General features: G+C 51.5%; 11 protein-coding genes, 2 pseudogenes and 1 other annotated feature. Of the genes and pseudogenes, 4 read left to right on the top strand and 9 right to left on the bottom strand.

Features of this window, described 5'->3' with window-relative positions:
- Window positions 1–13 precede the first annotated feature (13 nt).
- The 4 genes and pseudogenes from phsC to ACH0WD_RS15100 all read right to left on the bottom strand — a co-directional run.
- Window positions 14–778, bottom strand: coding sequence for a thiosulfate reductase cytochrome B subunit (phsC, locus tag ACH0WD_RS15115; RefSeq protein WP_001092544.1), 765 nt, complete (start codon window positions 776–778; stop codon window positions 14–16).
- The gene (phsB, locus tag ACH0WD_RS15110; protein ID WP_001016236.1) at window positions 775–1,353 is read right to left on the bottom strand and encodes a thiosulfate reductase electron transport protein PhsB; all 579 of its coding nucleotides are present in this window, start codon (window positions 1,351–1,353) and stop codon (window positions 775–777) included. The genes phsC and phsB overlap by 4 nt, the downstream gene beginning before the upstream one ends.
- 14 nt (window positions 1,354–1,367) lie before the next feature.
- Window positions 1,368–3,644, bottom strand: a complete 2,277-nt coding sequence (gene phsA, locus ACH0WD_RS15105) for a thiosulfate reductase PhsA (protein ID WP_000028237.1) — start codon at window positions 3,642–3,644, stop codon at window positions 1,368–1,370.
- Window positions 3,645–3,903: 259 nt separating this feature from the next.
- Window positions 3,904–3,996 (bottom strand): annotated as a pseudogene (locus ACH0WD_RS15100) (heavy metal-binding domain-containing protein); the annotation flags it as partial.
- Window positions 3,997–4,262: 266 nt separating this feature from the next.
- Here ACH0WD_RS15100 and sopA point away from each other — a divergent pair.
- A complete protein-coding gene (gene sopA, locus ACH0WD_RS15095) occupies window positions 4,263–6,611 on the top strand; it encodes an SPI-1 type III secretion system effector HECT-type E3 ubiquitin transferase SopA (protein WP_000703987.1) in 2,349 nt (782 codons plus the stop codon).
- Window positions 6,612–6,739: 128 nt separating this feature from the next.
- Here the strand turns inward: sopA and ACH0WD_RS15090 are convergent.
- A pseudogene (locus ACH0WD_RS15090) lies at window positions 6,740–6,817 on the bottom strand (hypothetical protein); the annotation flags it as partial.
- A gap of 159 nt (window positions 6,818–6,976) precedes the next feature.
- On the opposite strand from ACH0WD_RS15090, the gene sbcB reads away from it, so the two are divergent.
- Window positions 6,977–8,407 (top strand): exodeoxyribonuclease I, encoded by a 1,431-nt coding sequence (gene sbcB / locus ACH0WD_RS15085; RefSeq protein ID WP_000216702.1) that lies wholly within the window; start codon window positions 6,977–6,979, stop codon window positions 8,405–8,407.
- A 135-nt stretch (window positions 8,408–8,542) separates the two neighbouring features.
- On the opposite strand, the gene plaP is transcribed toward sbcB, so the two are convergent.
- The 4 genes from plaP to ACH0WD_RS15065 all read right to left on the bottom strand — a co-directional run bounded on the left by plaP (window position 8,543) and on the right by ACH0WD_RS15065 (window position 11,971).
- Complete coding sequence (plaP, locus tag ACH0WD_RS15080) at window positions 8,543–9,901, bottom strand: putrescine/proton symporter PlaP (protein WP_001519005.1); 1,359 nt, start codon at window positions 9,899–9,901, stop codon at window positions 8,543–8,545.
- The gene (yoeI, locus tag ACH0WD_RS15075) at window positions 9,891–9,953 is read right to left on the bottom strand and encodes a membrane protein YoeI (protein ID WP_096335044.1); all 63 of its coding nucleotides are present in this window, start codon (window positions 9,951–9,953) and stop codon (window positions 9,891–9,893) included. Before yoeI ends, plaP begins: the two co-directional genes overlap by 11 nt.
- A 233-nt stretch (window positions 9,954–10,186) precedes the next feature.
- Window positions 10,187–11,101: a LysR family transcriptional regulator gene (locus ACH0WD_RS15070; RefSeq protein ID WP_000803316.1), complete on the bottom strand. Its 915-nt coding sequence runs from the start codon at window positions 11,099–11,101 to the stop codon at window positions 10,187–10,189.
- A 45-nt stretch (window positions 11,102–11,146) separates the two neighbouring features.
- On the bottom strand, window positions 11,147–11,971 hold the full coding sequence (locus ACH0WD_RS15065) for an SDR family oxidoreductase (protein ID WP_000754712.1): 825 nt from the start codon (window positions 11,969–11,971) through the stop codon (window positions 11,147–11,149).
- A 162-nt stretch (window positions 11,972–12,133) separates the two neighbouring features.
- Between ACH0WD_RS15065 and hisL the strand changes: the two genes are divergently transcribed.
- Window positions 12,134–12,184, top strand: coding sequence for a his operon leader peptide (gene hisL / locus ACH0WD_RS15060; RefSeq protein WP_001364200.1), 51 nt, complete (start codon window positions 12,134–12,136; stop codon window positions 12,182–12,184).
- Window positions 12,160–12,283, top strand: a sequence feature (His leader region). It overlaps the preceding gene by 25 nt.
- Window positions 12,284–12,329: 46 nt before the next feature.
- Entirely contained in the window at window positions 12,330–13,229 is a 900-nt protein-coding gene (gene hisG / locus ACH0WD_RS15055; RefSeq protein ID WP_000886599.1) for an ATP phosphoribosyltransferase, read from the top strand.

Here is a 13,229-nt window from a genome sequence, read left to right as displayed (position 1 = left end):
TTTATGGATACGCTCAGACGGCGGACTTATCCCCGCGCGGCGCGGTACGATGACGATGATAGCCGTCAACCATGCTACGGAAAATTTGTCCCGGCGTGTCGCCAAGAGTACACAGATAGAGATGCGCGCAAATAAACAGTAAGCCGATGATAGCAAGCGCCATATGCAGCACCAGCATCACAGGGCCCAGACCCGCAACCTGCGGATAGAGACACAGCAAACCGGTGATGATTAACAGCGGTACCAGCGCGTACATAATCGCCAGATATGCCAGTTGTTGCAGTGGATTGAACTTATTCTGCTCTGTTGCCGCGAACGGATGCGCTTCCCCTTTCATGATGCCAAAAAGGTAAAAACGCGTCTGGCGTATGCAGCGCGTTACCAGTCCGGAAAAATTTACCCGATAGTGACGCCCGTTACCTGTGGTGAGATTGATCAGCACAAACCCGACCCAGAAAGCCAGTAAGGCAAAACCACACCAGGTATGCACTTGTACCATTAGCGCTACAGGGCCGAGAGAAAAATGACCAAATAAACCGCTGAACAGTAATAAAACAAACAGTAACGCATTTCCCCAATGCCAACGGCGAATTGCCAGCGAGTAGAGATAGTCACGATGCTCTTCGCCGCCCGCCGCTTTTGGCGCCAGCATCCGGCGCAATAACGCATGGATAACCAGCCCAACAAGCATGAGCAGCACCACGACGCCTGCGTAAATTAACCACAGCGGCCAATAATCTGGCGCATAATGTAGTTCCGCTCCCCAGATAGTATTCATGCTTTACCCTCCTGATGGACTTCTTTACGACGGTACAGACTGACCGCGCCGCTACGCGCCTCCTGCTGGCGATAGACCTCTTTCTGACCGACCCAGCGCTGGATCTCGCTCTCATCCAGTCTGCCGAATTTCAGCGCGTCCGTTGGGCAAACGGATACGCACGCCGGAGACTGGCCAGCCGCCAACCGCGTGTCGGCACAGAAGTTACACTTGTCGGCGACACCGGTTTGCGGATTCAAATAGCGCACATGGAAAGGACACGCGGCAACACAATAATCGCAGCCAATACAGCGCGATTTATCCACCTGCACGATCCCGTTTTCATCACGATATGACGCTCCGGTAGGACAAACGCTGACACATGGCGCATTTTCACAGTGCTGACAGGAGACGCGGACAAATTGAAAATGGGTTAGTGCGTTGGATGCCTGTTCAGGGGCGCGAATTTGTACCTGTACGCGGCTAAATCCCTCCGGTACGTCATTAAGCACTTTGCAGGCAACGGTACACGCCTGGCAGCCGATACAACGTTTTTCATCATGCAGCATGACGTACTGATTCGTTAAATGATTCATGGTTCCCTCCTCCCTCATGCCCGGCTCAGCGTCACGCCTGCGGTATGCACTACCGTACCGGATACCGGACTCGTCACGTGCGGCAGTAAATTTCCGCAGTGGATACCGTGTGTCGTCGCCGCCGTTTTGGCCCCAGCTTTAGCGCCAAATCCCATATAGACAAAAAGCGTGTCCGGACGGATACCGGGCGTCACCAGCGCCTTACCTTTCTCTTTACCCGTAGCATTTTCCAGCCAGATCTCATCGCCGGTCTTAATGCCTTTTTCTTGCGCCGTTTGCGGATGGACCCAGACCGCGTTATCCCACATTAGCTCGCTGAGTAAAGGTACGTACTGCGTCGCGCCATTGGTGTGCACGGCCACCTTGCCCTGAATGAAGTAAAGCTCATTCTCTTTTTTAAGCGCAAAGTCACGAACGCGCGGAACGCCGTAGCCTGGGAGCAATTCCTCCAGGGTTGCGGAATAAAGTTCGATTTTGCCGGAGGGCGATTTGAAGCGAAGCTGTTCGCCATAGGTGTTGTCACTGTCCGTCGAGATAGCGCCGGGGTAACGCGCCGTAAACTGGCGAACGGATTCTGGTTCGCGTAATAGCAGCGGAACGCCCCATTCGAGATACCCTTTCTGTCGCAGTTCCTTCGCTAAGGCATGGTCGCCGTTCAACTGATAGAGTTGGCGCGTCTGCATATCCTGCCACGGATAGTACTGCCCTAATCCCAACTGCTCGCCAAGTTCTTTCCAGATTTGCCAACTCGGACGCGCCTCGCCAATCGGCTCTACGACCTGTTGGCGCAGAGCGTAAGCCGGGTGCAGTCCCGACATATCCGATACCTCTTCGTCCCGTTCGAGATAGGTGCATTCCGGCAGCAGATAGTCGGCATACGCCGCGCTCTCGCTCAAATAGACATCGCAACTGACCACCAGATCCAGTTGCTCAACGGTTTTTACCAGGTCCGAACGACAGGTGACGGTCTGGAAAGGATTATGCCGCGACATAATCCACGCCTTTATCGGGTAAGGCTTCTGGGTTAACACCGCGTCAATAATGCTTTGCACCACGCCGCCGCCAGCGGCGATATATTTAAACTGCGGTGCGACCAAATCGATGCGTTGCGCCGTCGGTTTCGGCATATTTTTAATGTTGAGTTTCGCCAGCGTTGGCGCGACCTTTTCTCCGGCCAGTTTATTGTAAACAGACGCGTTTTTTTTCTGATATAGCCCGCCTTCGCGCTCAATATTACCGAGCAGCACATTAAGCGTAAAAATCATACGCCGCATATCGATCTCTTCCTGCGAGAACGTCGCGCGATGACCAGGACTGACAATAGCGTGAGGCGCGCAGGCGGCCAGTTCGCGTGTCACCCGGACAATAACGTCGGCTGGGACATCGGCCTGCGCGGCGGCCCATTCCGGCGTCGTCTCTTTTACCGCCTGTGCTAACTGTTCAAATCCGCTGGTATAACGCTCAACAAAAGACGCATCGTAGAGTTGTTCATCAATCATGACGTGGCACATCGCCAGCAGAACCGCTAAATCCCCCCCGGGACGAATAGCGTGCCACTCATCCGCCTTGCTGGAAAATATCGACAGACGCGGATCGAAGCTCACCATTTTGGCCCCCTTCTCCTGCGCGGTCATTAACTCATGGGTATCGGCAACTTCAATCCCTTCATACAAATTGTGGCCAAACGAAACCAGATAGCGCGTGTTAGCGATATCCATCGCCAGATCGCCGCCCATCATCACTTTTGCCGCAATGGCTTTCCCGGCAGGGCATGTTGAGGCGTGCGTAAAGGTATTAGGCGAACCAAAGGCCGTAGCCAGATGGAAAAGATGGCTGGAGAGCGAGCCCGATTTGGAAGAGAAAGCCACGCTCTCGGGGCCATGCTGCGCTTTGATGGCATTCATTTTCGCCGCGATTTCCTGGTAAGCCTGCTGCCAGCTAATCACCTGCCATTCACCGTCACCGCGTGGCCCGGTGCGTTTCATAGGTTTTACAATCCGTTGCGGGTCATTGACCAGGCTGACGCCGCTCCCGCCCCTGGCGCATATGCGCGTCCCCTGCTGCGGCGCAGAAGGATTGCCCTGGATAAAAACGGTCTTGTTATTGACTACCTGCGCCTGAATAGGGCAACGAAAGGAACACATTTCGCACAAGCTTGGCGTTAGCGTGGTTTTACCGTTAATGCTGGCAATCGGGTTGCGCGCCAGCGCCCCGGGCGGAAAAGCGCCCAGCGCGCAGGCAGAGCAGCCGATGCCCACCCCCTGCAAAAAAGAACGACGACTAATGCTCATATAACCTCCTGTTATTAGATATAGCTGAAGATTATATTTAATTTGTATTATGAAATGTCGGCTTCAATCACAATTTGAAATAGTTGTTAAAATGAACACGCCAACACGATAAAACCTTTTATTTTATAAATATTTTACATTTCCTGAACACGCACATGGACTGTCATTGAATAATCAGCAGAATTACCAAACAACCCGCTGTTAATTATAAAAATGATACAATTCCAATAACACGTAATAATATTTAAAAGAAAACGATTATTTCCTGAAAAGCGATTTCACGCGCTTTACGCAGTTCTTTCTCATACGCGCCGGAATGTCCGCCGACGATATCCCGAATGCCGGTGAAAAACGCTGGTTGAGCATCGAAGCGGGTTTACTTTTGCGTGCACACGGGCTTCGTTACCCGACCCGCTCCCTTATGCCTTGATTTTTCCGCAGATACGTCAGCGTCCCACAATACGGTGACATGATGACAGGATGGACACTTTCTGAAAGAAACCTGCCAGATAACATGGTGAATTGTGATCTCCATCGCCATACCGACATATGAAGCTTACTTTTAAGGCGTTAAAAATCCAGACCGTTTTTCCATAATGATGTTGATAAGGAATTCTAATGAAGATATCATCAGGCGCAATTAATTTTTCTACTATTCCTAACCAGGTTAAAAAATTAATTACCTCTATTCGTGAACATACGAAAAACGGGTTCGCCTCAAAAATAACCAGTGTTAAAAACACGCATGCTTCTTTAAATGAAAAACTTAAAACAGGAAAGAGCTCATCGATTGAGTTCGCGTTACCACAAAAAATAAAAGACTTCTTTCAGCCGAAAGATAAAAACACCTTAAACAAAACATTGATTACTGTTAAAAATATTAAAGATACAAATAATGCAGGTAAGAAAAATATTTCAGCAGAAGATGTCTCAAAAATGAATGCAGCATTCATGCGTAAGCATATTGCAAATCAAACATGTGATTATAATTACAGAGTGACAGGTGCGGCCCCACTCCCCGGTGGAGTCTCTGTATCAGCCAATAACAGGCCCACTGTTTCTGAAGGTAGAACACCACCAGTATCACCCTCCCTCTCACTTCAGGCTACGTCTTCCCCGTCATCACCTGCCGAATGGGCTAAGAAACTCACGGATGCACTTTTACGACAGAAAGCCGGAGAAACCCTTACGGCCGCAGATCGCGATTTTTCAAACGCAGATTTCCGTAATATTACATTCAGCAAAATATTGCCCACCAGCTTCATGAAGCGAGACGGCGATATTATTAAGGGGTTCAACTTTTCAAATTCAAAATTTACTTATTCTGATATATCTCATTTACATTTTGACGAATGCCGATTCACTTATTCGACACTGAGTGATGTAGTCTGCAGTAATACAAAATTTAGTAATTCAGACATGAATGAACTGACTTTACAGTATTCAATTACTACACGACAACAGCCCTCTTTTATTAATACAACATTAAAAAATACGTTTATACGTCACAAAGCCAACCTCTCTGGCGTTATTTTAAATGAACCGGATAATTCATCACCTCCGTCAGTGTCAGGGGGCGGAAATTTTATTCGTCTAGGTGATATCTGGCTGCAAATGCCACTCCTTTGGAGTGAGAACGCTGTGGATGGATTTTTAAATCATGAGCACAATAATGGTAAAAGTATTCTGATGACCATTGACAGCCTGCCCGATAAATACAGTCAGGAAAAAGTCCGGGCAATGGAAGACCTGGTGAAGTCATTGCGGGGTGGCCGCTTAACAGAGGCATGTATCCGGCCAGTTGAAAGTTCGCTGGTAAGCGTACTGGCCCACCCCCCCTATACGCAAAGTGCGCTTATCAGCGAGTGGCTCGGGCCTGTTCAGGAACGTTTTTTTGCCCACCAGTGCCAGACCTATAATGACGTTCCCCTGCCGGCTCCTGACACATATTATCAGCAGCGCATACTGCCTGTGTTGCTGGATTCGTTTGACAGGAACAGCGCCGCCATGACTACTCACAGCGGACTCTTTAATCAGGTGATTTTACACTGTATGACAGGCGTGGACTGCACTGATGGCACCCGCCAGAAAGCTGCAGCGCTTTATGAACAGTATCTTGCTCACCCGGCGGTGTCTCCCCACATCCATAATGGGCTCTTCGGCAATTATGACGGCAGCCCGGACTGGACAACCCGCGCTGCAGATAATTTCCTGCTGCTTTCCTCCCAGGATTCAGACACGGCGATGATGCTCTCCACTGACACGCTGTTAACAATGCTAAACCCTACTCCTGACACTGCATGGGACAACTTTTACCTGCTGCGAGCCGGAGAGAACGTTTCCACCGCGCAAATCTCTCCGGTAGAGTTATTCCGTCATGACTTTCCGGTGTTTCTCGCCGCATTTAATCAGCAGGCCACGCAGCGACGCTTTGGGGAGCTGATTGATATCATCCTCAGCACTGAAGAGCACGGGGAGCTGAACCAGCAGTTTATTGCCGCCACGAACCAGAAACATTCCACCGTGAAGTTGATTGATGATGCCTCAGTGTCGCGTCTGGCCACCATTTTTGACCCCTTGCTTCCTGAAGGCAAACTCAGCCCGGCACACTACCAGCACATCCTCAGTGCTTATCACCTGACGGACGCCACCCCACAGAAGCAGGCGGAAACCCTGTTCTGTCTCAGTACCGCATTCGCACGCTATTCCTCCAGCGCCATTTTCGGCACTGAGCATGACTCTCCGCCGGCCCTGAGAGGCTATGCGGAGGCGCTGATGCAGAAAGCCTGGGAGCTGTCTCCGGCGATATTCCCATCCAGCGAACAATTTACCGAGTGGTCCGACCGTTTTCACGGCCTCCATGGCGCCTTTACCTGTACCAGCGTTGTGGCGGATAGTATGCAACGTCATGCCAGAAAATATTTCCCGAGTGTTCTGTCATCCATCCTGCCACTGGCCTGGGCGTAGTCCAGCCTCAACCCGCATGGAATTAAGGGACACAGCGTTGTGTCCCTCTGTAAATAGACCCGTTTTAGTCCATGCATTTTTGAGATCCCGGCCAGATTGACCCTGGCCTAAATTCCATACAGTACTAAATCAGAATCAGTAATTTCAGATGGACCGAAATATGGTTTACCATAGAGGGAGCGTAGCTTAGTGTCGCTGATGATCATTTTAGTATTTTGTACTCAATGATTTTAATGTTTATGTACTCACCATCGCATGTACGAACATTAGCAACAATATCAATTGGTGTACAAATACAATCCATCAACGACAAAATAAAAGAATAAAATATTTCATATACAGATAACATCAGGCGTGTACATCAAGTGACAGTTAAAAACGACAGCATACAGAGCACATTCCTCTTCCACGATTACGAAACCTTCGGTACGCATCCGGCCCTCGACAGACCTGCGCAATTCGCCGCGCTCCGTACGGATAACGACTTCAACGTTATTGGCGAGCCGGAGGTGTTTTACTGCAAACCCGCCGATGATTATCTACCGCAGCCCGGCGCGGTGCTGATTACCGGCATCACGCCGCAGGAAGCGCGTGAGAAAGGAGAAAACGAAGCCGCTTTCGCCAGACGCATTCATGCGCTGTTTACCGTTCCTAAAACCTGCGTTGTAGGCTACAACAATGTGCGCTTTGATGATGAAGTCACTCGCAATATTTTTTATCGCAACTTTTACGATCCCTATGCCTGGAGCTGGCAGCATGATAATTCACGTTGGGATCTATTGGATGTCATGCGCGCCTGTTATGCGCTGCGCCCGGAGGGAATTAACTGGCCGGAAAACGACGACGGCCTGCCCAGCTTTCGTCTGGAACATTTAACCCAGGCGAACGGGATCGAACACAGCAACGCGCATGATGCGATGGCGGATGTCTACGCCACTATTGCGATGGCGCAACTGGTGAAAACACGCCAGCCGCGACTGTTTGATTATCTTTATAGCCACCGCAGTAAACATAAACTGGCGGCGCTGATTGACGTTCCGCAGATGAAGCCGCTGGTGCATGTCTCCGGCATGTTTGGCGCGTGGCGCGGTAATACAAGCTGGGTCGCGCCGCTGGCGTGGCATCCTGAAAACCGTAACGCGGTGATCATGGTCGATTTAGCAGGCGATATTTCTCCTCTTCTTGAGCTGGACAGCGACACCCTTCGCGAGCGGCTTTATACGGCCAAAGCCGATCTTGGCGATCACGTCGCAGTGCCGGTAAAGCTGGTGCATATCAATAAATGTCCGGTACTGGCGCAGGCGAATACCTTGCGCCCGGAGGATGCCGACCGGCTGGGAATTAACCGCCAGCATTGCCTGGATAACCTGAAAGTGCTACGTGAAAACCCGCAGGTCCGCGACAAAGTGGTGGCGATTTTCGCCGAAGCCGAACCTTTTGCCGCCTCGGATAACGTTGATGCCCAGCTCTATGATGGTTTTTTCAGCGATGCCGATCGCGCAGCCATGAAAATCGTACTCGAAACCGAGCCGCGTAACCTACCCGCGCTGGACATTACTTTTGTCGATAAGCGCATTGAGAAGCTGCTGTTTAATTACCGCGCACGCAATTTTCCCGGTACGCTGGATGACGCAGAGCAGCAGCGCTGGCTGGAGCATCGCCGTCAGGTGCTGACGCCGGAGTTTTTACAACAGTATGCCAATGAATTGCAGATGCTTTCTCAGCAGTATGCGGAAGATAAAACGAAGCTGGGGTTGCTGAAATCACTGTGGCAGTACGCAACTGAGATTGTGTAATTGACCAATGCCTGACGGGCATTGTTAATTCAGAGCGGATAAATAGTGACGCCGCCATCCGGCAAACGTGCTGGATGACAGACAAAAAACCGGAGGCACTGCCTCCGGTTTTACTATTGCCGATAATACGCGCGATTACGCGACGTCTTCGTACTGTGGAACCGGGTTGCGGAAGCTTTTAGTTACGCACGCCAGATAAATCAGCCCGATACCCGCCCAGATCAGGCCCAGTACCATTGAGCTCTCTTCCAGGTTAACCCACAACGCACCAACCGTGAGCGCGCCGCACATCGGCAGGAACAGATACTGGAAGTGATCTTTCAACGTTTTATTACGCTTCTCACGGATCCAGAACTGCGAAATCACCGACAGGTTAACAAAGGTAAACGCGACCAGCGCGCCAAAGTTAATCAGCGCCGTCGCCATCACCAGGTCAAAATTAATCGCCAGCAGCGCGATCGCCCCGACCAGGATGATGTTCATCGCTGGCGTACGCCATTTCGGATGAACGTAACCGAAGAAGCTTTTCGGGAATACGCCGTCGCGCCCCATCACGTACATCAGGCGCGCTACGCCTGCATGCGCCGCCATACCGGAAGCCAGTACGGTGATAGTAGAGAAGATCAGCGCGCCAACCTGGAAGGTTTTACCCGCCACGTACAGCATGATTTCCGGCTGAGACGCATCCGGATCTTTAAAGCGAGAGATATCCGGGAAGTACAATTGCAGGAAATAGGTTGCAAAGATGAAGATCAGGCCGCCAATCAGCGCGGTCAGGAAAATCGCACGCGGGATCACGCGCTCAGCATCTTTGGTCTCTTCCGACAGGTTACTGATGCCGTCAAAGCCGGTAAAGGAGAAGCACAGGATCGTCGCTCCCGTAATCATCGGGATAACGTGCGCATCGCCGGACCAGAACGGACGGGTGCTCGCCAGCGTACCGGCGCCTTCGCCTTCAAATACGCCATAAACCACCATGCCCAGAATGACCGCAATCAGCACCACCTGTAGCACCACAATCACGGTGTTGAAGTTAGCGACTGATTTGAGGCTGCGCAGGTTAAAGGCCGTCATAAAGGCCACCAGCGCCACGACAAACACCCATGACGGAATGGAGGGCACCAGCGCTTCAAAATAAATTTTCGCCAACAGAATGTTGATCATCGGCGCGAACAGATAATCGAGCAGAGAAGACCAACCCACCATAAAGCCAACGGTCGGGCTGATGGATTTCTGGGCATAGGTGTACGCCGAACCCGCGGAAGGGTAGCGACGCACCAGTTTCCCGTAGCTCAACGCCGTAAACAGAATCGCGATTAACGCGAATGCATACGCCGTCGGTACGTGACCGTCAGTGAGGCCTGAAACGATACCAAATGTATCGAACAGCGTCATCGGCTGCATATAGGCAAGACCCATCATTACAACCGGAACTAACGTAAGCGTTTTACGTAATTCCACGCGAGAGGTGTTTGGAGTAACGTTATGCGACATGGTCATTCTCCTTTACGGCGAATGCCGTCGCGTAAGCAAAAAATTGCCCCATTTTCTGGATTCCTCAGCGACAACAACTGTCGATTTTTAAGTAAGTATCTATCCGGTACGAAGCCCGGCCTCTTGGTATTGAATGATGTGTTTGAAGCAAAAAAATAACCGACGCGTATTAAAACGTCGGTTAGTGTCATTTTTTGCAAGCGGCGTATTCTGCCCTAAATTGAAGTGAAATGACAAGAGAATGCGAGCGCGTTCAAAAAATTATTTTTCATAAGCGATTGATTTTTAAACCGGCGATTTTGCATACACCCCAGCAATAGCATTATTTGCTAAAATTTCATCCCGCCACCAGCCGCTGGCCAGCCCGGCGGTCTGTTCATTCCAGCCAACCCACACCGGTTCATAGACGATTTGCGCCACAACTTTCTTCTCTATAAGCGCGCCGCTTTCCAAAAATCGCTGCGCCAGATAACGCGGTAAATAGCCGCATCCCAGGCCGCTAATTTGCAGCTCCAGCTTGGTTTTAAAATCAAACACGGTAATCGCTTCCTGAGCGTCGAGCAGTTCAGACCCTATTGATCGCGAGGAATGGACGCTATCGCCAACCACAATCGCGCGAAAACGTTTGATCGTCTGGCGGCTAAGCGGTTCCTCTTCATGAACCAGCGGATGATGCGGGGCGACAGCAAACACCAGTTCAAGATCGCCCAGTCTTGCAAAGCCAAAGCCGGTGTCAGGCGGCGGCGCGCGCATGGCGCCAACGATGATATCCGCCCTTCCCTGCGTCAGCGTCTCCCATGAACCGCCGAGAACGCCATTGACAAATTTAAGGCGCGTCACGCTGTGGCGTTGATAAAAAGCGTCGATAAGCGGGGCCAGAAGAGAAAAGGGAAAGGTATCATCCACACCGATGACCAGTTCGTTCTCCCAGCCTTCATGCAGTTTAATCGCCTGCTTTTCCAGCTCGCGAACGGTGTGCAGCACTTCACGGCCTTTTTCCAGTAGCATCTTACCGGTTCGCGTAAATCGCGCGCGATGCCCGCTACGGTCGAGCAGTTGGATATTAAGATCGTTTTCCAGCTTATGAACGGTATAACTGAGGGCGGACGGCGTTTTAAATAATTTTGCCGACGCCGCCGCGAAGCTGCCTTCTTTTTCTAACGCATCAAGAATAATCAGAACGTCCAGCAGTGGTTTCATACTCGTCCCCTTGCGCTATATGGCGACCACCTGCTGGACAGCGACTCACTCCATCGGCATCACCAGCGGATCGGGATATTGATATTCAAATCCCAGCTCATTACAAATCCGGCTACCGTCGATAATCTTCCCTTTGCCGTTGTCCGGTGCGTCACGAAAATGCGGCGGCGCCATTCCCAGCAAGCGCGTCATTTGCGGATAAAACACGTTGCGGGCTGGATGCGCCGGCGCACATATATTATAGATGTGCCCCCCTTTTGGCGCCTGTAGCAAGAGGGTAATTGCGCCAACCACGTCTTCAAGATGCACCAGATTGACCCCGTGTTGACCATCCGGCGCGGTTTTTCCGGCAAAGAAACGTCCGGGATGGCGTCCAGGCCCGACCAACCCCGCCAGCCGCAGAATATCTACTGACGTGCCCGGCAGATTATGCAGCCAATCTTCCAGTTCCTTCAGGGTACGCCCGCTGGCCGTGACCGGATTACGCGGCGTATTCTCTTTCACCACGCCTTGCGCATCGCCGTAAACAGACGTCGAACTGGTAAAAATAATACGCGGGATACGATAAGCCAGCGCGCTGTCGACCAGCTCCTGCATCGCCTGCAGATAAAAATCCTCTCCTGGACCGCTACGGCGCGCGGGCAGTGTTATCACCAGCGCATCGACATCCAGCAGAGCGTCAAGATCGTCCGCCTCACAGACCAACTCCGGCTCCAGACGCAGCGGATAGCTTTCAATTCCACTCATACGGGCCGCTTCCACCCCGTCAAGGGTGGTTTTGCTGCCGGTAACCTGCCAGCCTCTCGCTGCCAGCGACATTGCCAGCGGCATGCCTAACCAACCTAAACCGACAATTGCGACCTTTTTCATCCATTTTCTCCTGACTTTAACGCCTTATACATAAGGCTACGCCAGCCCGCCGTGACTGACAATTCATACTATAAATGCGAAATGAAAAAAGCGCTTGCTTTAAGGCGTAAAAGTGGTTTAGGTTAAAAGGTATCAAATGAATAAGCATTCATCGGAATTTTTATGACACGCGTTCAATTTAAACACCACCATCATCACCATCATCCTGACTAGTCTTTCAGGCGATGTGTGCTGGAAGACATTCAGATCTTCCAGTGGTGCATGAACGCATGAGAAAGCCCCCGGAAGATCATCTTCCGGGGGCTTTTTTTTGGCGCGCGATACAGACCGGTTCAGACAGGATAAAGAGGAACGCAGAATGTTAGACAACACCCGCTTACGCATAGCTATTCAGAAATCAGGCCGTTTAAGCGATGATTCACGAGAATTGCTGGCCCGCTGCGGCATAAAAATTAATTTACACACTCAGCGCCTGATTGCGATGGCGGAAAACATGCCGATTGATATCCTGCGCGTGCGTGATGATGACATTCCGGGTCTGGTGATGGATGGCGTGGTCGATCTCGGCATTATCGGCGAGAACGTGCTGGAAGAAGAGCTACTCAACCGCCGCGCGCAGGGCGAAGATCCGCGCTATTTTACCCTGCGCCGTCTTGACTTCGGCGGCTGCCGTTTATCGCTGGCAACGCCGGTTGACGAAGCCTGGGACGGCCCGGCGGCGCTGGACGGTAAACGTATCGCTACCTCTTATCCGCACCTCCTCAAACGCTACCTCGATCAGAAAGGCGTCTCTTTTAAATCGTGTCTGTTAAATGGTTCTGTCGAAGTCGCGCCGCGCGCGGGGCTGGCCGACGCTATCTGCGATTTGGTCTCTACCGGCGCGACGCTTGAAGCTAACGGCCTGCGTGAAGTCGAAGTTATCTACCGCTCTAAAGCCTGTCTGATTCAGCGCGACGGTGAGATGGCACAGAGCAAGCAAGAGCTGATCGATAAATTGCTGACCCGTATTCAGGGCGTGATTCAGGCGCGCGAATCGAAATACATCATGATGCACGCGCCAAGTGAACGCCTGGAAGAGGTTATCGCCCTGCTGCCAGGCGCTGAAAGGCCGACAATTCTGCCGCTGGCGGGCGAGCAACAGCGCGTGGCGATGCACATGGTCAGCAGCGAAACGTTGTTCTGGGAAACCATGGAGAAACTGAAAGCGCTTGGCGCCAGCTCGATTCTGGTACTGCCGATCGAGAAGATGATGGAGTGA

This window comes from Salmonella sp. 2020_1395, assembly GCF_043848115.1.
Classification (GTDB): Bacteria; Pseudomonadota; Gammaproteobacteria; order Enterobacterales; family Enterobacteriaceae; genus Salmonella; species Salmonella enterica.
This window is presented reverse-complemented; position numbering and strand designations above follow the sequence as displayed.

What these genes read in the sequence shown, in the direction of transcription:
- phsC (WP_001092544.1), bottom strand. Translation starts at nt 778, where the DNA reads ATGAATACTATCTGGGGAGCGGAACTACATTATGCGCCAGATTATTGG.
- phsB (WP_001016236.1), bottom strand. Translation starts at nt 1,353, where the DNA reads ATGAATCATTTAACGAATCAGTACGTCATGCTGCATGATGAAAAACGT.
- ACH0WD_RS15065 (WP_000754712.1), bottom strand. Translation starts at nt 11,971, where the DNA reads ATGAAAAAGGTCGCAATTGTCGGTTTAGGTTGGTTAGGCATGCCGCTG.
- hisG (WP_000886599.1), top strand. Translation starts at nt 12,330, where the DNA reads ATGTTAGACAACACCCGCTTACGCATAGCTATTCAGAAATCAGGCCGT.
- sopA (WP_000703987.1), top strand. Translation starts at nt 4,263, where the DNA reads ATGAAGATATCATCAGGCGCAATTAATTTTTCTACTATTCCTAACCAG.
- phsA (WP_000028237.1), bottom strand. Translation starts at nt 3,644, where the DNA reads ATGAGCATTAGTCGTCGTTCTTTTTTGCAGGGGGTGGGCATCGGCTGC.
- plaP (WP_001519005.1), bottom strand. Translation starts at nt 9,901, where the DNA reads ATGTCGCATAACGTTACTCCAAACACCTCTCGCGTGGAATTACGTAAA.
- ACH0WD_RS15070 (WP_000803316.1), bottom strand. Translation starts at nt 11,101, where the DNA reads ATGAAACCACTGCTGGACGTTCTGATTATTCTTGATGCGTTAGAAAAA.